Annotated in this window: 9 protein-coding genes; all 9 read left to right on the top strand. The window is 32.5% G+C overall.

The features are described 5' to 3' along the window. The first annotated feature begins 53 nt into the window (after window positions 1-53). Window positions 54-2,516, top strand: coding sequence for a beta-galactosidase GalB (gene galB / locus GGR97_RS11660; RefSeq protein ID WP_167898702.1), 2,463 nt, complete (start codon window positions 54-56; stop codon window positions 2,514-2,516). Continuing rightward, window positions 2,516-4,018 carry a sulfatase family protein gene (locus tag GGR97_RS11655; protein WP_167898701.1) on the top strand — a complete coding sequence of 501 codons (1,503 nt, stop codon included), beginning with the start codon at window positions 2,516-2,518 and terminating at the stop codon, window positions 4,016-4,018. Before galB ends, GGR97_RS11655 begins: the two co-directional genes overlap by 1 nt. Before the next feature lie 241 nt (window positions 4,019-4,259). After that, window positions 4,260-6,896 carry a hypothetical protein gene (locus GGR97_RS11650; protein ID WP_167898700.1) on the top strand — a complete coding sequence of 879 codons (2,637 nt, stop codon included), beginning with the start codon at window positions 4,260-4,262 and terminating at the stop codon, window positions 6,894-6,896. Between the two features lie 222 nt (window positions 6,897-7,118). Continuing rightward, window positions 7,119-8,549, top strand: coding sequence for an arylsulfatase (locus GGR97_RS11645; RefSeq protein WP_167898699.1), 1,431 nt, complete (start codon window positions 7,119-7,121; stop codon window positions 8,547-8,549). Between the two features lie 15 nt (window positions 8,550-8,564). After that, window positions 8,565-11,612, top strand: coding sequence for a glycoside hydrolase family 2 TIM barrel-domain containing protein (locus tag GGR97_RS11640; protein ID WP_167898698.1), 3,048 nt, complete (start codon window positions 8,565-8,567; stop codon window positions 11,610-11,612). Between the two features lie 168 nt (window positions 11,613-11,780). Then, on the top strand, window positions 11,781-13,358 hold the full coding sequence (locus tag GGR97_RS11635; RefSeq protein ID WP_167898697.1) for a sulfatase family protein: 1,578 nt from the start codon (window positions 11,781-11,783) through the stop codon (window positions 13,356-13,358). A 124-nt stretch (window positions 13,359-13,482) separates the two neighbouring features. Next, entirely contained in the window at window positions 13,483-15,300 is a 1,818-nt protein-coding gene (locus GGR97_RS11630) for an alpha-1,3-galactosidase-related protein (RefSeq protein WP_167898696.1), read from the top strand. Window positions 15,301-15,516: 216 nt separating this feature from the next. Beyond that, window positions 15,517-19,368 (top strand): hybrid sensor histidine kinase/response regulator transcription factor, encoded by a 3,852-nt coding sequence (locus tag GGR97_RS11625; RefSeq protein ID WP_167898695.1) that lies wholly within the window; start codon window positions 15,517-15,519, stop codon window positions 19,366-19,368. A 143-nt stretch (window positions 19,369-19,511) separates the two neighbouring features. Next, window positions 19,512-23,459: a DUF1592 domain-containing protein gene (locus GGR97_RS11620; RefSeq protein WP_167898694.1), complete on the top strand. Its 3,948-nt coding sequence runs from the start codon at window positions 19,512-19,514 to the stop codon at window positions 23,457-23,459. Window positions 23,460-23,461 lie beyond the last annotated feature (2 nt).

The following is a 23,461-nucleotide window of genomic DNA, read 5'->3' as shown; positions in this document are numbered from 1 at the left end:
TTTGTATTGAAATTTAAGTACACAAAATCAATACTAAACACTACATAGAACTGATGAAAATAAGTAAATATATATTAGGTGTAATTTGTATGCTAAGTATCTCTATTTTTGCGCAAAGGGAAACTAGCTCTTTTAATGAAAATTGGAAATTTGCTCGTTTTGGAGCTATGCCCGATGGCAGTACCAAAACAGAACCAAAAGATATTGATGAGGTAACTTATGATGACTCCAATTGGAGAACTTTAAATCTGCCTCACGATTGGGGAATAGAAGGTCCTTTTAGAGCAGATTTACCTAACCAAACAGGAAAGTTACCTTGGGCAGGAATAGGATGGTACCGTAAAGTATTTACAGCTACCAAATCAGATTTGTCTAAAAAAGTATTTGTAGAGTTTGACGGTTCCATGTCTAACACATCTGTTTTTGTAAACGGAGGTTATGTAGGAGAGTGGGCTTATGGATACTCTTCTTTTAGATTTGAAATTTCACGCTACTTAAAACAAGGAAATAATACCATTGCTGTAAGATTAAACAACAAAGAAGCATCTTCTCGTTGGTATCCTGGAGGGGGAATTTACAGAAATGTACATTTGGTAAAAACAAATCCAACCCACATAGCACATTGGGGAACTTTTGTAACCACACCTAATGTTTCTACCAAAGAAGCTACTATAGAAATTACAACAGAAGTTGTAGGGGTAAAAAAAGATGTTGAGGTAATGCATGAAATTTATACGGCAGGTAATAATGCAGTAAAAGTTGCTGAGCAAAAAATACCCTACTATCAACCAAGTAGTATTACTATTTCAAATCCAAAATTATGGGATTTAGAAAATCCAAATTTATATACCTTAAAGACTACTTTAACTAAAAAGGGTAAAGTTTTAGATGTGTACAAAACTACTTTTGGAATTCGTTCTATAGAGTACAATGCCAATGGTTTTTTCTTAAATGGAAAAAAAGTAAGAATGAATGGTGTTTGTCAACATCACGATTTAGGTCCTTTGGGAACGGCAGTAAATGTAAGAGCAATGGAACGTCAAATAGAGATTTTAAAATCTTTTGGAGTTAATGCCATTCGTACAGCTCACAACCCACCTGCTCCAGAGTTTTTAGAATTGTGTGACAAAATGGGAGTTTTGGTACAAGTAGAGGCTTTTGATGTTTGGGGAAAGAAAAAAGTAGATAATGATTATGCTTCTTTATTTGGTGCTTGGCACAAAAAAGATTTAATCACTATGGTAAAAAGAGATCGTAATCATCCGTCTGTAGTAATGTGGAGTACCGGGAATGAGTTGATTGAATTAAGAGAAGCAAACGATGCTCCTTTGGCAGCTAAATTGGCTGATATTATTCGTTCTGTAGATACTACTAGACCTACTACTTTTGGAAACAGTAGACCCGAAGCAGCAAGTAATGGGTTTGAAAAAACAGCTGATGTTTTTGGATTTAACTACAAGCCACATATGTACCAGGATTTTATAAAAGCAAATCCTAATACTCCATTGTATGGAAGTGAAACCGCTTCTACAATTAGCTCTAGAGGAGAATACTTTTTTCCGGTAAACTTTGATGATAAAAAACAAGGAAACGGTGGTTTCTTTCAGGTAAGTAGTTACGACTATTCTGCACCAAACTGGGCAGATATTCCTGAAAAAGATTTTGAAGCAGAAGATAAATTTCCTGGTTTGTTTGGTCAGTTTGTATGGACAGGTTTTGATTATATTGGAGAGCCTACACCTTATAACAAAGACAAAACCAACTTGTTAAACTTTTCTGATCCTAAAGAAAAAGCAAGAATGAAAGCCGAATTGGCTAAAATGGGAAATCAAATTCCACCACGTAGTTCTTATTTTGGAATTGTAGATTTATGTGGTTTCCCTAAAGACAGATATTATTTGTATCAATCTAAATGGAAACCAGAATTACCAATGGCACATATTTTACCACATTGGAATTGGCCAGAAAGAGTAGGAAAAGTAACTCCTGTTTTGGTGTATACTTCTGGTGATGAGGCAGAATTGTTTTTAAACGGTAAATCTTTAGGAAGAAAAAAGAAAGGTCAATACGAATATAGATTGATTTGGAAAGATGTTGTGTATCAAAAAGGTGAATTAAAAGTTGTTGCCTATAAAAACGGAAAAAAATGGGCAACAGAAAAAGTAAAAACTACAGGTATAGCTAATAAAGTATCTTTAGCAGCAGATAGAACTAAAATAAAAGCAGATGGACAAGATTTATCTTTTATAACGGTTGAAATTAAAGACAGAAAAGGACAAACGGTTCCTAGAACTCACAATATTGTAAGTTATACCATTAGCGGACCAGGGGAAATTGTTGCTGTAGGAAATGGAGATGCTACAAGTCACGAATCTTTTCAAGCTACCACAAGAAAAGTGTTTAACGGAATGGCATTGGTTGTGGTAAAATCTAAAAAAGGAGAAACAGGAAAAATTACAGTAACTGCTACTTCTAAAGGATTAAAAACCACAAAAATTAATTTAATTACAGAGTAATGAAAACAGTAAAAAAATATATTAGTTACGCGTTTGTGTGTATGGGTTTGCAAGCTGGTTTGGTTGCACAAAATAAAATGCCCAATGTTGTGGTGCTAATGGCTGATGATATTGGTTTGGGAGATTTAAGTTTTTATCAAAAAGAAAGAGGTGTTAAAAAATTAACTGTAGAAACTCCTAATATTGATAAGTTAATCAGCCAAGGAATGCGTTTTACCGATGCACATTCACCAGCATCTTTATGTGCACCTACTCGTTTTTCTATGTTAACGGGAAATTATTCTTATAGAAATTCTAGACCTTTTGGAGTGTGGACTCCAGAAGCAGATGCTTTGATAGATAAAAATGGATATACAACGAGTGCTCGTATAGCTCAAAAAGGAGGATATACAACTGCCTTTTTTGGAAAATGGGGACTTGGAGGCTCTTGGGTTAGAGAACAAGGAAAAAAAATAGATCATGCTTATTTAAACGGAGGAGCGTTAAGTTATGGTTTTGAATATTCTTGTGAATTACCAGAAGGAATTCAGAACGAACCTTATGCTTTTTATGAAAACAGAAAATGGTTGCCGTTAAAATCAAACTCAGTTTTAAAGGAGTTAGATGCCAATCAAACAGGGTATGCAACAGCAAAAAAACACAAAACTCGTGGCGGATTAGGAGATTCTAATTGGGATCCAAAAGCGGCAGGAAATATTTTAGCGCACAAAGCAGTCGATTATATTCATACTCAAAAGAAAAGTAAACCGTTTTTTATGTATTACTGTAGTCAAGCTGTACACATTCCACACGAACCACCAGCTAGATTTGATGGTACTAAAGTGGCAGGAACCACACCAGGAGATCATGGAGATATGATTTTTGAATTGGATTTACAAGTAGGGTTAATTGTAGAAGCTTTAAAAAAAACAGGAGCTTATGAAAACACCTTATTCATTTTTACGTCAGATAATGGAGGATTGTCTTTTGATCAAGGAATGAAAAAAGCGGGTCACGATACTAGTAATGGATTGTTAGGAAGTAAAGGATCTATTAACGAAGGAGGACACAGAGTTCCTTTTATTGCCGTATGGCCTGGGGAAATTAAACCCAATACAATTTCTAACGAACCTATTGTGGGGCAAGATGTAGTGGCTACTTTGGCAGCTTTGTCTCATCAAGAATTAGACAAAACAAAAGTGTTAGATTCAGCAAACCTATTGCCATATTTTAAAGGAATTGCCAAAGGAAAAGCACATACTTATTTAATGCATCAATCTGCAGGAGGACCTAGTTTTGCTTTAAGAGATGGAGATTGGAAATTAATTGTAAAATCGGATGTTAAGAAAAAAGCAAACAAGGTAGGAAACTTAACCAATGTAGCTTTATTTAACTTAAAGGATAATTTATCGGAAGATGAATCTAAAAATTTAATTAACGATGCAAAATATGCAAAGAGAGTTGCAGAAATGAAAGCAAAGTATATTGAGTTGAGAAAAACAGGAGTAAGTACAGTAAATTAATAAGTACAATTCACAAAAAAAAGCACAGAGGTCATTATGGTTTCTGTGCTTTTGGTTTTTTATAGCAAAGTGTAAAAAAATACTGAATAAGACATTTTATGGATGCCTAAACACAAATCAAGTTAAACAAAAAGGAATATTAGCTGTCTTAAAGCAACATTAATATAAACTAATTTAATAGATGAAAAACAATCAAATAATAAAGTCTTTAAGATTTTTGAGTTGCATTATTGCAATAATAATGTGTACTAAAGTAGCTTATGCACAGGTAAAAACAACAAGTTTTTCTACCCAAGAAACAAGCGTTAGAAATGCAGTAGTAGGAACAATAAATAATAAAGAGGTTTTATATGTTTCTAGTTTAAGTGAGGGGGTTGGTTGTTACACATTAGAGGGTAAAAAACTGTGGAATGCCAAAGTAGAGATTCCGGCAGTAATTTTTGAGATAGAAGCAGCGGATGTAAATGGAGACGCTAATGATGATTTATTAGCAGCATCTGCTAATGGAACTATTTATTGCTGGTCTAGTAAAGGAAAATTGTTATGGAAATTTACACCAGATCATAAAGTTCGTTTTTCAGAAATAGCAGTGGTAAATAATGGTTCTGTTCAAATTTTTGCTGGAGGTAACGATTATCAGCTATACGAGCTAAATTCACAAGGGAAATTAATAAGTACCACTAAAATTAAAGGAGTGGTAAGAAAAATAGAAGCAGGTAATTTTGTAGCTAAAAATAAGCAAGATCTGTTTTTAATGACCTATGCACATGATAAATTTAGATGGGAATATTTAGGGATTTTAGATGCAAGCACAAAAACAGAAGTAAGAGAGTTAAATTATAAAAAATCTAAATACAGAGAATTAAACAAAGCAATGCTTACAGATATTGAAGTTGCAGATATCAACAAAGATGGTTTTTCTGATGTATTGTTTTTTGGAGATCTAAGTTGGATTCCGGTTTTTATTGTTTTAGATTCAAACTTAAAACAGATTGTAAATTACAAAGGAACAAGAAAAGAATTACAGAGATATGCAAATGTAAAAGGAACTTGTTTGCTACCAGTAAAAGATGAAATAGCATTTCAATTTGGAGGATTTACTCACAGATTAGATCTTACAGGAAAGTTGATAGAAAAAGTAGGAACTAGATACGCAAATGAACAAGAAATTGTATATAGTGATTTTGTGTTAGCTCCGCAATCAAAACAACTAATTACAGCAGGAGAGGTAGATGGTGGAAATGGAGTTTATGTATTTAATCTTAAAAAATCTTCTTGGTTATCTACCAGCCATCATTTAACAGGGACTATGGCACAAGTAAAAGAAAATTTAGACTTGCTATATCAGCAAATTTTAAATTTTAAAATGCCTAGTTATCAAGAAAAATCGCAAGAACCATGGGTAATGGTTACAGGAAAAAAAATAAATGCTAAGGTTCAAAAGTTAAAAGGAAATGAAGTTGAATTTGTTATTCAAAGAGCTCCAAAAGAAAGTACAGATAGAGCTCCTTTAGTTGCTAAAATAGGAAAAACAGCTTTAAAGAAAGACAAAAGAGGAAAATACAAAGACTCTAGAGAGGCTATTGTAAATATGGCCAAAGAATATGAAAAAAAGGGACAATATTTCACCTTTTGGGCGGGTCACGGTAACGATCCTTTTTACATTCAGATAGAAACTTTAGAGCAAATTTTAGAAGCAGCACCTACAACTTGTAGAGGGTTTGTATATGCAGAAATGGATAATGTAAACGATCCTAGAGTACAACACTTTGTTAGAGCGTATGTTCCTAGATTGGCAAAAGCCATCCGAAAGAATAAAAACAGAGCAAAGCTTTATTTTAGATATAAGAATACTTTTTGGGGATTAACCAACAAGTTGCCTCTATGGCAAGAGTTGTTTTTTTCTAACAAATACAACGACATTCTTGCTCCAGCATCAGAAGATACAAGTAACAGAACTCAAGATGTAAATTTAGCGGGAAGAGTAGGTATGTTTGTAGCGGGTTATGTTGATGATTTTGCCATGCGTTTGATTGATGACAACCCAACAAGTTGGAGACCCTTAAGTCCAGGTGGGCAAAAATCTATTTCACCTTACTTAAGACAAGGAGTAATGATGGCTGCTTATGGAGCAAAACATGGAGTGGTTGCAGATAATAGTTTTACGGAAGAGCCAGGACTAAATATTTTATTTGGATTGATGAAGTCTGGAGTATTACCCGTGGTAGAAAAAGAAGATATTTTGTCTATTGGTTCTTGGCATTTGATTAAAGAGGTAGATGCAGATTTAATTCATACAATAGATAATCATCACTCAATGAAACAGTACAAGAGAACGGATGATAAAGATGTGTTTTCTGTAACGCAAATGCATTGGGCTGGAACCAGTATTCCAGAACATGATTATTCTAAAATTGCTTTAGGGGTAGATTATAGATGGTTAAATTACATGCCTGTAATGCCAAATGGAATGGTACCAATTGCTCCAATAGAATATGCAAAAGAATTGAAGAAGAGTAAAATTCCTTATAGCGTTAGTAATGGTTCTAAAGGAGTTTCTAACGGAGAATTAGTGGCTGCAAAAACATATATGGATGAGTTTAAAGAAATTGTGACAAAAGGAAAGTCTAAGTTACCAATTGTGGTTAAAGGAGCTTCTTGGAGTGCTGTTAGAATTGATAATACTCACGTTCGTGTAATTTTGGTAGATCCAGGGTATATAGAGCCTAAAGATAGAGCTGTAGAAATTACATTTAATGGAAAATTCCCAAAGAATGCAGTCGATATTTTATCAAAAGAAAAGATAAGTATTGTTAAAGGAAAGGTCAATACAAAGGTGTTAGCCGGTTCTTTAAAGTTTATAGATATAACATATTAATCTTTTTTTTTAGTGATTCATAATTAATAGAGATTATCAAAATAAGTGATTGTAAAACCCTGAGATGTTCTCAGGGTTTTTTCTTTGTTTATATTTACTAAGTGCTTGCATGTGTAAAAATAGTGCTTTTAGTTACTAACAAGAACAAAGTATAAACGCTAGGTGACATTTATGGTATGCTATTTTTAGAACTTCGTCCTTATAAAATAATTTTATTTAATAATGAGTAAACTTAAATATTTTGCAATTGTATTATTGCTAGGAGCTTGCAAAGCCAAAACAAGAACAGAAACAACAATTCATAAAAAGCCCAATATCATCTATATTTTAGCGGATGATTTAGGAATAGGAGATTTAAGTACTTATGGTCAAAAAAGGTTTAAAACGCCCAATATTGATGCTTTGGCAACAAATGGAATTAAATTTACACAACACTATAGCGGATCTGCTGTTTGTGCTCCGTCAAGATCTTCTTTAATAACAGGTCAACACACTGGCCACACACCCATTAGAGGAAACAAAGAAGATGTTGCGCATGGAGGTCAAATTCCTTTACCAGCAAGTTCTATTACTATTGCCGAAATGTTAAAACAAGTAGGATATACTACTGGAATGTTTGGGAAATGGGGCTTAGGTTTTGGAGAGGGAGATCCTAATAAACAAGGGTTTGATGAATTTTATGGTTATAACGATCAAAAATTAGCACACAGGTATTACCCACCTTATTTAAATCATAATCAGGGAGTTGATTCTTTAAAAGGAAACGATTGGACAAATACAGTGATTTATGCGCAAGATAAAATTCAGGAAAAAACATTAGAATTTATAGAGGATAACAAAGAAAAACCATTCTTTGCTTATGTCCCTTTTGTATTGCCACATGCCGAATTGATATCACCCAAAGATTCTATTTTACAAAAATACATAGGCAAGTTTGATGAGGTTCCATACAAGGATCATCCTTATTCATCGGATTACGGACCTAACATTGTAGAGTATAAATATTGTACACAAGAAATACCTTTTGCTGTTTTTGCATCTATGGTAGATAGAATGGATGTATACGTAGGGCAAATTGTAGCAAAAGTAAAAGAGTTAGGATTAGAAGATAATACCATTATTATGTTTACAAGTGACAATGGTGCGCATGATGCCGGTGGAGCCAACCCAGCATACTTTAACAGTACAGCAGGTTTAAGAGGTATTAAAAGAGATTTGTATGAAGGTGGAATTCGTGCACCTTTTGTAGCTTCTTGGCCTGGAAAAATTAAAGAAGGAGTGGTAACCAATCATGTTTCTGCTTTTTGGGATGTAATGCCAACGCTTGCAGATATTGTTGGAGTAGAAACACCAAAGCAGAGTGATGGAATTTCTTTTTTACCTACTTTGTTAAATCAAAACAATCAAAAAGAACATGAATATTTGTATTGGGAATTTAATATTAAAGGTGGTCGTAAAGCGGTTCGTTTAGGAAAATGGAAAGGGGTGATTTACAAAGCAATTAACAATCCAAAGGCCAAAATAGAATTGTACAATTTAGAAAAGGATGAATTTGAAACAACAAATGTAGCAAAAGAGCATCCAGAAGTTGTGGCTAAAATTCAACAAATAATGATGGATGCTAGAAGTGAAAGTAGCATCTTTAAATTTTAACAATCAACCTAACAGATGAAGTTTTATAAGTTAATTATTTTGTTGTTTGCTATTTCTGTATACAGCCAACAGCATATCAATTTTGATAAAGATTGGAAATTTGTACAGCAAGACGTAACAGGTGCTGAGCAAATTAATTATAAGGATACAGATTGGAAAACACTGAATTTACCTCACGATTGGAGTATTGAGGGGGAATATGATGAAAGCAATCCTATGGGAGATAAATGTGGATATTTACCTGCAGGTTTTGGTTGGTATAGAAAAACCATTACGGTTCCTAAAGAATGGAAAGAAAAACAAGTAGAAATTGCTTTTGAAGGAGTTTTTATGAATAGTACAGTTTGGGCAAATGGAATTAAACTGGGAAATAGACCTTATGGATGGATTTCTTTTGCGTATGATATTAGTGAAATTGCTCAAAAATCTGATAAAATTACTTTTGCGGTAAGAGTAGATAATGACAAGCAACCATCAGCAAGATGGTATACAGGGAGTGGAATCTATTCTCATACTTGGATTGATGTAAAAAACAAAGTAAATATAGCTAGAGATGGTGTTTTTGTAAGAACCGAAGGAAACAAAGTTTTAGTAACTACGGATATAAATAATACAGGAGATTCTAAAAAAGTAAGAGCTACTTTAAGAACTTCTATTGTAAACGCACAAGGAGTTAAAGTTGTAACTACTTCAGAAAAATTAAAAGCAGTAAATGGAGTTCAAAATACTATCGATCATCAATTAAAAATTGAAAATCCTAAGCTATGGAATCCAGGAGCACCTTATTTGTATACGTTAGTATCAGAAGTATTGGTAAAGGGAAAAGTGGTAGATATTGTAAAAACAAAGTTTGGAGTTAGAGACGTAAAATGGGTAGCAGAGTCTGGAATTTGGATCAACGGAAAAAATGTAAAATTACAAGGAGTTTGTAATCATCAAGATGCAGGGCCTTTAGGAGCCGCAGTTCCCGATAAAATTATTCGTTATAGAATTCAGCAATTAAAAGATATGGGGGTTAATGCTATTAGAACTTCACACAATCCTCAAACGCCAATTTTTTACGATATCTGTGATGAATTAGGAATGTTGGTAATGGATGAAATTTTTGATGGATGGATGGAAAAAGCTCCAGAAGATTATGGAGGTAGATTTTTTGATAAATGGTGGAAGCAAGATTTAACAGATTGGGTCAAAAGAGATAGAAATCACCCATCGGTTATTATTTATAGTGTTGGAAACGAAACCAAAGGAGAAATTGGTGCAGAACTAGTAAAAACTTGTCATGAATTAGATAATACTCGTCCGGTAACTTCAGGACATTCAGGTTCAGAATATATGGATGTTTTGGGAGTGAATGGGCATAGTGAGAAAAAAGGATTTTTTGATCATATAGAAGAAGAGCAAAACGGTAAAGTTTTTATTGGTACAGAAAACACACATACTTGGCAAGTAAGAGGGTATTACAGAACCAAAACTTGGTTTAGAGATGGATATCCTAGTAAAAAACAAAAACCTTACGCATTACCAGATTTAACAGAAAAAGAAGTGTTTACACATGATTGGATAGATGAATTAAACAGAACCAATCACAAGCAAATATTTAATTCTAGTTATGATAATGCCATGGTACGAGTATCATCTCGTTTAAATATTGCTCAAATAAGAGATATTCCAGCATATGCCGGTTCTTTCCGTTGGACAGGTCACGATTATATTGGAGAAGCTGGATATGTACACGGAGGTTGGCCTTTTAAAGCTTTTATGGGAGGAGCAATAGATTTATCAAATTTTGAAAAAGATTTGTATTATTTGTATCAAAGTCAGTGGACAACTAAACCAATGGTACATATTTTACCGCATTGGACACATCCTAAAGTTGCTCTAGATACTGAAATTCCAGTATGGGTATACTCAAATTGCGATGAGGTTGAATTGTTTTTTAATGATAAATCTTTAGGAAAACAAAAACCAGATAAAGAATGGTTAAAAATGCAATGCCAATGGATGGTAAAGTGGCAGCCAGGAACTTTAAAAGCGGTAGGATATAAAAATGGAAAACAAATAACAGAAAAAGTTATTAGAACTGCTGATGTTCCTAGTCAAATAAAATTATCGGTAGATGGAGAATCTTTGGAAAATAAAAATAATGACATTGTACAAGTACGTGTAACTACTACAGATGCTAAAGGAGAATTTTATCCTTACGGAGAAAATAGAACCTATTTTAATGTAATTGGAGCAGGAAAAATTAAAGCTTTAGGAAACGGAAGTCCTGTAGATGTAGAACAACATGTGGGGCCAGACAATAGAATAGCCTTTTACGGATTAACAAGAGCTTTTATAGAATCTACCAATGCAAATGGAGATATAGCTTTGTTAGCAAGTTGTATTTTGGGAGAAAAAAAACAAATTACCTCTAATAAAGTAAGTATAGACACGGACGTATTGGTGTTAAGAGGTAAAAAACCAAAAACAGATATTCAAATTTATTATACTACGGATGGAACAACTCCTACAAGAAAATCAAACTTATATACCAACAGTTTTGAAGTTCCTTTAGAAACCACGGTAAAAGCATTAATTGTTTTAAACGGAAAAAATGTTCAGGTTTTAGAAGAAAGGTTTTCTAAGAAATTAGGATTTACTTGGAACAAAAATACTGGAGAACGTGTAATTGCAGGAGAACAAGCCGAAGATGCCAAAATTATCAAAGGAAAAGTTATAGAAAAAAAGACTTTGGTAAGAGGTAAAGGTTATGTAAAACTAGATAATGTAGTTGGAGCAAGTTTAGAATGGTATCAAGAAAATGATGGAGGAGCCGGAGAGGCTGATTTGTTTATACGTTACAGCGGTAAATACAACAATGCTCCAGGAACATACATTAAAGTAATTGTTAATGGCAAAGTAGTTCAAAACAAATTGTTTTTAAGAAACACTCGCAACACAGGTAACTTTTGGAACAAAGTAAAACTGCCTATTCAATTAGAAAGAGGAGCCAATACAATTGTTTTAGAAACTATAGAGAATAAAGGTGTTCTTATTGATGAGATATTAATCAATTAATTAGAACATGATATATGTACTCAGAAAGACTTAATAAAAATTTTCTGCGACATTAAAACTTTTTCATCTTTTTACTTTTATAATAAGTTATTATTAAAAGGTTAAGAGCTTCCCATTTGTATTTGGTTAGTACAGGGAAGCTCTTTTTTAATGAAAGGAAAAACAATTATGATAAAAAGGAATCTTTTATATGTAGTTCAATTATGTATGATGATTGGATTTACAGGAGTTAAGAGTTATGCTCAGCAAACAAAAAAAACAAATGTAATTTGGATTATTACAGACGAACATAATTTTAGAACTCTAAGTTGTTACAGAGATCAATTAACTCCTGAGCAAGCATTGCAGTGGGGAAAAGATGCTGTTATAAAAACTCCCAATATTGATGCTTTGGCAGAAAATGGAACTATTTTTAATAGAATGTACTGTAGTGCTGCGGTTTGTACAGCTTCTAGAGCCTCTATGTTTACAGGAATGTATCCTATGACTTTAGGAATACCTAACAATTCTAATAAAAAAGGAGATGGTAAATATTTAAAACCTGATGTAACCACTATTGCAGATGTGTTAACAGGAGCAGGGTATATGACAGGGTATTCTGGAAAATGGCATTTGGCAGAAAGTAGGTCTGCAGATGGTAATAAAGACCATGATGAATGGTGGTCTCCATATCCAACAGGAGTTCCTTCTGATAATTATGGATTCCAAGACAAAAGATTTATGTTTAACGGAGGACATGATAAGTTTAAAGGAATGGATGCTAATGGAAATCCTTATTATGCAGCCAAAAATCCTAAATTATTAGGTAAAGACAAATATGGTCAACCTATCTATCAAGATAAAAAATCTAAAAACGTAAAATTTACAACAGATTGGTTGGGAGACAGAGCTGTTGAGTTTATAGCGGATAATAAAAATAAACCTTTCTTTTATGTGGTAAGTATTCCAGATCCACACACACCAGATATAGCAAGAACTCCATATGATACTTTATACAATAATATAAAAGTAGAATTACCTAAAACGTACAAATATGCTTTTGAAAACAAAGCAAAATTACCTAAATGGCAAAGTCCAGATAACAAAACCAATGATGAAGAAAAGTTAAAAAAGAGTATTCAACAATATTTGGGAATGGTAAAAATTGTAGATGAAAATGTAGGTCGCATCATTCAGAAATTAAAAGATGAAGGAATTTTTGAAAATACAATTGTAATGTTCTCATCAGATCATGGAGATTTATTAGGAGAACACGGACGTGTAAACAAAGGAACTATTCACGAAGCATCTGCTAAAATTCCATTTGTGTTAGCACAAGGACAGAACAATAAAAACCCTTTAATTCCAAGAAAAAAAGTAGTTAATTTAGCAGCAAACAATACAGACTGGATGCCAACATTTTTAAGTTTGTTAGATATTGATTGCCCTAAAGTTGCTGGTAGAGATATTACTCCGTTATTTCAAAACAAGCTACCTGCTAATTGGGATGATGTTACTTTTTCTCGTTTAGGATACTATGCTGCTATTACTAGCAGATACAAATTAAGTGTAATGTATAGTGGAAAACCTTGGTTGTTTGATATTGAAGCAGACCCGGATGAGTTGGTCAACTTTATAGATGATAAAAAATATGAAAAAGTAATTGTAAAGCTAGCCAAAGATTTAAATAAGTATATGGATTTAGCTAAGGATGATAACAAGAAAATAAAGGAACAAGTAAATAAATTGATCCAAAAAAACTCATAAGAGTAGAAATTTAGCTTTTTGTAGTCTAGAAATGTACGAAGAAGAAACTTAGTTGTACTTACAGAGACGTAAGATTTAAGATTCTCAAGTAGGTTTGTGGAAAATAATTATAATAGAATAGTTGATGAAAAAATTAAAGATTGTTTGTTCCCTATTTTTGTTGTTTGTAACGTATGTAAATGCTCAAGTTATAAACGTTTCAGAATATGGAATTAAACCAGGGAAAGATGTAGCGTTGGAGGTAAATGAATTAATAGCATCTTTAAAAGGACAAAAAGGAGTGACTTTGTTTTTTCCAAAAGGAAAATACGAATTTTATCCAGAGAATGCTTTTGAACAATACAGAGCAGTAACTAACCATGATAATAGTTTAAAACGTATTGCTTTTCCAATTTTTGAATTTCAAGATTTTACAATAGACGGTAATGGATCCACTTTTAATTTTCATGGAAAAATATGTCCTGTAGTTATAGAAGGAGGCAAGAATACTACTTTAAAGAATTTTAAAATAGATTGGGAGCACTCTTTTGTAAACGAACTAAAAGTAATTGAAAACAATAGCAAAGAAAACTCGTTTGTTGTAGAAGTAAATAACGGAAAGTTTGGTTTTGAGGTAAAAGACAACGAAATTCTTTTCAATCATTACGATTGGCAAGATGTTATTGGTCAAAATATAGCTTTTGATCCTAAAACAAAATCACCTATTTGGAGTACTAAAGATTATTTCTTAAAATCAACTCATAAATCACAAATTAAAAAACTTAATAGCAAAACAGCTAAGTTTACAAATTATACAAAAGTAACACCACCTGTAGGAACTATTTTTGCAACCTATGGACCAAGTCCAGGAGGGAATAGATTTGCACAGGCTATACATTTAGCTAATTCTAAAGATAGTTTTATAGATAATGTAACTGTATATGCAGCAGGAGGAATGGCTCTAATTGCGGAAAGATGTGAAAATATAACCGTTCATAAATTTACAGTAACTTCTCGTGATGATAGACATTTTGCAACTAGAGCAGATGCAACTCACTTTTTAGGATGTAAAGGAGTTATTAAAATGGAAAACTCTTTGTTAGAGCATATGATGGATGACGGAATTAATGTACATGGTGCCTATGTTAAAATTGAAAAATACATGGGAAATAACACTTTCTTGTGCGAGATTAGTCATGTACAACAAGCGGGGATTATTTTTTCTGAACCAGGAGATAAAGTAGCCTTGTTGTCTAGAGAAACTGTTTTACCTTTTTACGAAACGGTGGTAACCAAAACAAAAATTTTAAACGAAAAAAGATTTTTATTAACTGTTGCAAATGTTCCTGAAAACATACCTTCTGGACCTTTGTCTGTGGAGAATTTAACGTGGAATCCAGATTTGTATTTAGCAAATAATACAATCAGAAATAACAGAGCTAGAGCAGCGTTAATTACAACAAAAGGAAAAGTAGTGGTAGAAAACAACTATTTTTCTTCGCAAATGCATGGTATTTTAATTGAAGGAGATAATAAAGCTTGGTACGAGTCTGGTGCAGTTAAAGACATTACTATTAAAAACAATACCTTTGAAAACATTGGTTATGGATCTGGAGAAGGATATCCTTTATATATTTCTCCAATGTTTTTACCCACTCAACGTTTGGGAGCTAAAAAATACCATCAAAATATTAGTATTGTTAATAATACATTTAAAAGTTTTAACGGATTGTTTGTACATGCAAAATCGGTAAAAGGTTTGTATTTAAAAGGAAACAGCATTACGTTAAGTGATGATAAATATCCAATAGGAAGTAAACTACCGTCTATTTCTTTAGATTATTGTGAAGATGTGGTAATAGAAAAAAACAAGTTTAAAAACTTTACATGGCCATTAACAATTGAACAAAAGAAAAATTCTAGTAAGGTGAAAATTAAAAGAAACAAAGGAATTAAAAAGTAACAGTTTATTGATGTTTATATTTTTTGGAGCTAGGATTTTTTCCTAGCTCTTTTTTTATGGGGTGATTGTAGTGCGAAATTTAGGGGGTATGTCATAATTTGTTACAAAATCTAAATTTATTTTATCTTTTGATGAGAAATGTATAACAAAACTAAGCAACAGTATGTTATATTTGTCAAGGTGATAAAATTTATTGAAAATAATCTAAAATCTAAATTGAAGAAAAGTAACTTGATTGCTTTGGTAATCATCTGTTTGTTTGAGATGCTATCTGTTGTAGAGGTTAGTGCTCAAAAAATAGAGGCTATTTCTTTGTTTGAAACCACCGATTTACCTACCACAGATATTTCAAGAGTAAGACAAGATAAACAAGGTTTTATTTGGTTTGTATCCGAAGATGGTTTGTATCGTTTTGATGGATATAAGTACGAGCATCATGCTTTTATAGACCAAAACCCTGATTTTCCTTTAAGAAGAATTAAAAAGTTTGAGTTTGATAATTTTGGTAGAATTTGGTTAGACACCAAAGATAATAGACTGTATTGTTATACCATTGAAACAAAAGAATTACAAGAAATTCACTTTAAAAAAGACAAGATTTTTTCTGAAGTAAATAGCATGACTTTGTGCGAAGATAAGCTCTTTATTGGCCATAATACACCACATTATTTTTCTTTAAAAAACATAGACTTAGAGGATATAAAACCTATTAAAATAAGTAACGTAAGAAATACTAGATTAGGTTATTATAGAAAGAATTTTGTGTGGTTTGTAATGTCTAGCCACATGATTATGTTTGATGCTAAGAAAGAAAAACTCTTACGAACAATAAAAGTGCCTGCCAATGCAACAAGCATTACTGTAGATGCTGCTAATAATGTTTGGATAGGCGACAATTCCAAAAAAATTTATGTTTACAACACAAAAAAAGATCAATGGACTACCATTAAAACATTGGTGAATGGAATTAAGTGGATGGAATATGATGAGTTGAGGAATAAAATATTGGTTACTTCTTTTACCAATATTTACGAAATTGACTTAGACTTAGACAAGGTAGTTTTAGACAGAATTCCATTACATAAAACCATTCAGAATGGTAGAGAAACTTTTATAGACAAGCAGAACAATGCATGGTTGGTGGTTTCTAACAATGATTTAATTAAGTTAAATTACGGAGATCATGATGCGTACAACTTAAACTTTAAGCAAGTCTATAGCGAAAAATCAAAGAAGTTTATTTTTCAGGATTTTACAGGAGCCAAGTGGTTGGCAGGAACGAGTGGGTTGACTAGAAAGAATTTTGAAACGAAAGAGGTTAAAGAATACTTGCCCAAAATAGATATAAAATCAGTTCAGAAATATAACGACTCTCTATTTTATGTGTTTACCAGAAGAGAAGGTTATGAGTTTAAATACAATGAACAAAAGAAAGACTTTAATGTTGTTAAAATAGTTTCTAAAGATCAAATTGGACTTAGGTATTTAAATACGGGGATTAGAACCAAAGAAAATTTGTTTTGGATTGGAAATCATAAAGGAGTTGCAAGAGTTAACATTCAAGAAAATACCTCTGAATTTTTACCTGTTTTAAAATGGAGTAATGTAAACTATCTGGTATATGATGAGGAACACAATGCCATATTAGCAAGTGCTATTAATAAAGGAATTTTTCAATTTAATTTAGATGAAAATCATCAAGTGATAGATGTAAAAAACATCAACCGTTCTAAAAAACTGGGGAGTAATACAGTTCAATCCATCTACTTGGGTAAAAACAATGTATGGGCCGCAACTTCTAGAGGACTAAGTAAGTTAGGGTATGACAAAAACAAAAAAGAGTATTTTGTTAAGAAGAATTATACGACCAAGGATGGACTATCACATAATTATGTGTCTACCGTTTTAGCAGAAAACAATAGGTTTTTGTGGATTGGTACCAATTTAGGATTGAATAGATTGGATGTTAAAAATCAAAAAATCACCTCTTATTACAAAGGATTTGGTGATGCAGCCAACAAAATTGTGAATTGTTATTCTACGTACGCTCAAGATAAGAGGATGTATTTTGGAGTGAGTAAAGGGTTTATAAAGTTCAATCCAAAGAACCTTCATAAAAGTTTGTACACCTATTCTATGTATGTAGAAGATGTAGAGATTAACGGAGTAAACGGAAAAAGCATCAAAGATTTAAAAGACTTAAAGCATTATGAAAACTATATAATCCTTACGGTTTCTGTTCCTAATTACAATTCGCCAAATGGAGTAAAATACCGCTATAGGTTAGATAATAAAAAATGGACAGAGAGTCCAGCAAGACATTCAACTTTTGCAATAGATAATATTTCTCACGGTAATCATTCTCTTCAGTTGCAATGCAGTAATGAGGACGGTGTTTGGAATTCAGAGATTAAGAAAATCGACATATACATGACTCCACCTTTTTGGAAATCGTGGTGGTTTGTTTCTGTTTTGGTGTTGTTGGTTGTTTTAATCATTCGTTTCTTATTGATACGATTCCGATTGAAAAAAGAGTTTGATATTCAGTTAGGGATAGAAAAGAAGTTGAGAGAAACGGATCAAGAGAAAATAAAATTTTTTACAGATGTTTCTCACGATTTAAAAACTCCGTTAACAATGATTAGTAGGCCTATCGAGAAAATGTTGGGTCAGGAAATATCCGAAGAAGAAAAGAAATATTTGTTAGAAACAGCTTCTAAAAACACCAATAGATTGATTAATTTGATCAATCAAGTATTAAATTTTAGTACCATACAAAGTGGAGATTTAACCTTAAATATTCAAAGAATAGAGCTCATTTCCTTTTTAAATAACATTATTGATAGTTTTAATTTTGAAACTTCTCAGAAACAAATCAACTTAATTTTAAAAACGGAGTTACAGGAATTAATTGTCTTTTTTGACAAGGAAAAAATAGAAAGAGTACTGTATAATTTATTATCCAATGCCTTTAAAAATACTCCTAAAAACGGAAACATTACCTTAGGAGTTGTGTTTGATGACACTACTAAGATTGTAGATATTTGTGTAGAAGATACAGGTTTTGGAATTAGAAAAGACAAGCTAAATAGAATTTTTAAACGATTCTATCAGACAGATACTAAAAATGTTGGACAGGGAATAGGTTTGTCTATTGTAAAAGAATACATAGAGGCTCATGATGGTAGTGTAAATGTAGAAAGCGAATACAACAAAGGTACCAAAATCTGTATTGCACTGCCTGTAGAAGAAGAAAATGCAAAACAGAAAGAAAAAAACAAAGAGAAGAATGTTGTAAAAGAAGATAAAGAACATTCTATTTTGCTGGTAGAAGATGACAATGATTTAAGAGAATATATTGTGTACGAACTGCAACCTTTTTATAAGATTTACACAGCTAATAACGGAAAAATTGGGCAAGAAATGGCCATAGACAAAAAGCCTGATTTAATTCTTACGGATTTAAAAATGCCTGATATGAATGGTGCTGAATTGTGTGATGTTTTAAAAGGAGATCTTAGAACGTCTCACATTCCTGTAATTGTAATTACGGCTTTTAGTGGAATGGAATTAGAATCTTTGGCTATTGGAGCCAATGATTATATTTCTAAACCATTAAATGTTGATAGTTTGTTGTTAAAAATTAAAAATCATTTAAAACTGTTAGAACAGGCCAAAGAAAAATTTGACAGAGAAATAAGTCTAACTCCAAAAGCAGAGAACAAAGAGACTCCTCAAAAAATATTTATCAATAAAATAATGGAGGTGATAGAAGAGGAGTTTATAGATAAAAAATTAGATATAGAATTACTTACTCAAAGAATGAATATGTCTAAAAGTGTGTTGTATAAAAAAGTTTTAGACTACACAGGGCAGTCGGTAAATGAATTAATCACGACTGTAAAAATTAAAAAAGCAGAAGAGTTTTTGTTAAATTCAGATTACTCTTTTAATGAAATTACGTATCTCCTAGGCTATAATGATAGCAAGTATTTTAGAGGTTTGTTTAAAAAGAAAAACGGCCTAACTCCTTTACAGTTTAAAAAGAATAAACTTAGAGAACAGTAGTGTAATCTATGTTTTTATAAGTAATTAATCTGTATTCCCCCTTTTTTAAGGAATATACCCCTCTTTTTTTGATGATATGATGGTTAAATTTGAATTGGTTTAAAAAATCAACAGTTTACTAAAATCATAGAAATCAACAAAAAATGAAATTAAGACTTATAGCTGCCATCATTTTTACTATATGTATATCGGCATTAATTTTTATTCCAGAAAATTCTAATCTAGAATGGGGAGCCTTTATCGGTAATTTTCATCCGTTGTTTTTACACTTGCCCATAGGTGCTTTGTTGGCCTTATTTGTGGTAGAGGTTTTTCAAGTTATCAATCCAAAATTAAGTTTAGAAAACCTAGCACAACCTTTGCTTTGGTTTTCGGTAATTACAGTAATTCCAACTGTGGTTGCAGGTTTTTTGTTAGCATCTACAGGAGGTTATAACAAGACTATTTTAAATTACCACAAGTGGTTGGGGTTTGTAACAGCAGTTTTGTGTGTCTGGTTGTTAGTTTTGCATTATTGGCTATATACGTACAAGCCTAAGTTTATAAACGTTTATAAATTTTTGTTAGCAATCAATGTGGTTGTTTTGTCTGTAGCAGGACATTTTGGAGGTTCTTTAACACATGGTGATGGCTATTTAACCAAAGATATGCCTAACAATTTAAAAGCAGTTTTAGGAATTAAAGAAACCCAAAAAGAAAGTTTATATACAAAAGTAGTAGAAGAAAAAAAGGACTCTGTACCGGCCAATATAAAAGAGTTTGTAGAAAAAATACAACCCATTCTAGATCAAAGATGTTATGAGTGCCACAATGCCAATAAACAAAAAGGAGATTTACGATTAGACAATTTAAACTGGGACATAACCACTCCGCACGGAGCTAAAGTTTGGGATGATATTTTGTACGAAGTTACCGAACAGAACATGCCTCCAGAAGAAAAAGAACCTTTAACAGAAGTACAAAGAAATCTAATTATCAAATGGATTCAGAACTCCTTTAAACAAGAAAAAACAGAACAACCTACTGTTGTAGAAAATAAGGAGAAAATTAAAAAAGAGAAAAAGGTTAAAGTTTTAGCAAAGAACACATCTACAAAAAGGTTGTCTAAAGAAGAAGCACATTACAGAAAAAATATTCAGCCCATTTTTCAGAAATACTGTTACCAATGTCACAATCAAAAAAGGCAAAAAGGAAACATGCGTTTGGACAATTTAAATTGGGACATGATCAAAGGTCACGATGCAGAAAAATGGAACTCTGCCTTAGATGAAATTAACAAAGGGGAAATGCCTCCTAAAAAGAAAAAACAACCCAATCAGTTTGAACGTAAACTTATTGTAGATTGGATGACCTCTTCTTTAGCCAAAGCATCGGATGCCAAACAAGTGGCAAATAATGGAGTCATGCGTAGGTTAACTAAAAAACAATACACTTATACGTTAAATGAATTGTTAGGATTGCCTATTAATTTTGGATACGTATTGCCAGATGATGGAAAATCTAAAATGGGATTTAGCAACAACGGAGAAGTATTACAAATATCTCCTTTACACATAGATTATTATCAAAAAATAGCAAGAGAAGCGTTAAACAAAGCAATTGTATTAGGTGATAAACCAAAATCTACCAAATACAAAGTCACTTTTGGAAAAGGAATTGGAGCAGGAAAACCTGGAGCAGAATTTGGTGGATTTCAGTCTGTAGCAATGAATAAAAAAGACTTTTTAGTAGAGGTTGCTGTGGGTGATGAAGGGTATAAGAACACCAATAACTACGATACCATTAAAAATAAAATAGGTTTTGATTTTAGGGGATCGGATCCAGATAGGCATAGTGTAGTAAAAGAAGGACTGCTAATGCATTCTGCCAAACCTCACAAAGAACTACCTCCAAAATCTTGGCAAGGACCATCACCCAATGTAAAAATGGTCGTAAAAAATTATTTTAGAGGAGAAGGAAGTTTTGTTTTTAGAATGGAAGCATCAAAAGGATATATTGATGAACATAGTGAAATGATTTTTCCTTTAAAAAATCAAAAACCAAGAGCCAAAACCGAAGAATCTATTGTGATTCAAGCAAAAGATATAGACCTTAAAAAGGGGAGAAATTTAATTCTTAATCAAGACAAAACCCTTATTCAGGCTAAAGACATAACTAAGTGGGTAAATGCAAAATTTAAATACAACGTAAAAAAAGAAGGATACTATCAGATAGATGTGGTACATCCGTATGTAAATAAAGATGAAAAAAGGTCTATTAGCTTAGGTTTGCTAGGAACAGGAGGACAAAAAATTTCTTATTTGTTTAAAGAAGGTGTAATGCAAGAAAACAAAGAGACTACAGTAACTCCAATAGGTTTGATATATCTAAAAAAAGGAAAACACTTAGGACTTGTACAAAGATCTTTTTTTGTGGGAATGTACAATGTAATTCTAACTCCTATTAAAGAAGGCGATCCTATTTTGAGAGGAATTAGAGGAAAGGTTAAGCTGAATATGGAAAAGTATAAAAATGATTTTCCATCTATTAGAACATTTGCGGGAGCTAGAACAGATGATGGTCAAGATTATTTAAACTATGATGTTTCTAAAAAAGTAACAACACCTTTTGGAGGTTCTCAAAAATTAGAGTTTAAAGGCTATTTTGAAGATTTACCAGTACCAGTGTACAATCCTAATGATACTGGAGAGTTTTCTAACATGATGCATATTGGTTTTTGGAATGACTATTTGGTGAAAGATACTCAAGAAACAGGACCTGTATTGTTGGTAAAGAATATAGAGTTAGAAATGCCCTATCATCCTGTTTGGCCACCTAAAAGTCACACCGCTATTTTCTTTGACTCTCCTAACAAGGATAACAAAGAGAGTTATACCAAAGAGGTACTTACAAAATTTATGGAAAGAGCTTTTAGACGATCTGTAGACGAGAAAGAAGTAAACCGTTATATGAGTTTTTGGCAATCTATAAAAAAGGATCATGCTCGTTATGAAACTGGAGTAAAAGAAACTTTGGTAGCTGTACTTTGTTCGCCTAATTTCTTGTACATATTAGATCAAAACAATCCTAATATAGATCAAAAAAAATCTGATTATTATTTGGCTTCTAAGCTTTCCTATTTTTTATGGAATTCACCTCCAGACCAAGCTTTGGTTGCTGCGGTAGCTAGTGGAAAATTTAGAAAAGAGTTGCCAAAGCTTATAGCATCTATGGTCAATGATAAAAAAGTAATGAGAATGATTCGCTCATTTGCTTCTGAGTGGTTACGTATAGATAGACATAAGGGAATGAATACAAGTGTGCAGCAATATGCAGATTATACACGCTTTGTAAAAGAGGATATGAGTAATGAAACATACCAGTTTTTAAACTATATTTTAAAAGAAAACAAAAGTATCTTAAACTTTATAGATTCAGACTTTGCAATGTTGAATCAGAATTTAGCAGAGTTTTATGGAGTAAAAGGTGTAAAAGGAAATGAGTTTAGACCTGTGGCAGTTGCTCAAGATTTAAACCGAGGAGGATTGTTGTCTCAAGGAGCGTTTTTAAACGGTCATTCCGATGGAGAACAAGCTCACCCTATAAAAAGAGCGGTTTGGTTAAAAGAAAAAATATTAGGCGATCCTGCACCACCACCACCACCCAATGTTCCAGAAATTGATCCGGATACTCCAGGTTTTGACAAGTTAACGTTAAAAGAGCAATTGGAATTGCATAGAAACAAACCATCTTGTATAAGTTGTCACCAAAAAATAGATCCTTATGGAGTGGTGTTCGAGAATTTTGATGCAGTAGGTCGTTTTCAGAGTAAAGCCAAAGGCAAACTGATTGATTCCAAATCTATATTGCCAGACGGTACAGAGGTTGAAGGAATTCGAGGAATTAAAAAATACATCATTGCACAAAAAAGTGAAGATTTTACAAGGTCGGTAGTCAAGCATTTGTTTGCCTATGCTTTGGGGAGGAATGTCACTTTTGCCGATGATAAGGAGATTGATAATATTGTTAAAAAAGTAAGAGAAGACGATTATAAGTTTCAAACCATCATCAAAGAAATTGTTTTAAGTCCGTCTTTTTCTAAAAAAATGTAGAA

The organism is Wenyingzhuangia aestuarii, from assembly GCF_011927765.1.
GTDB classification, from domain to species: domain Bacteria; phylum Bacteroidota; class Bacteroidia; order Flavobacteriales; family Flavobacteriaceae; genus Wenyingzhuangia; species Wenyingzhuangia aestuarii.
This window is presented reverse-complemented; position numbering and strand designations above follow the sequence as displayed.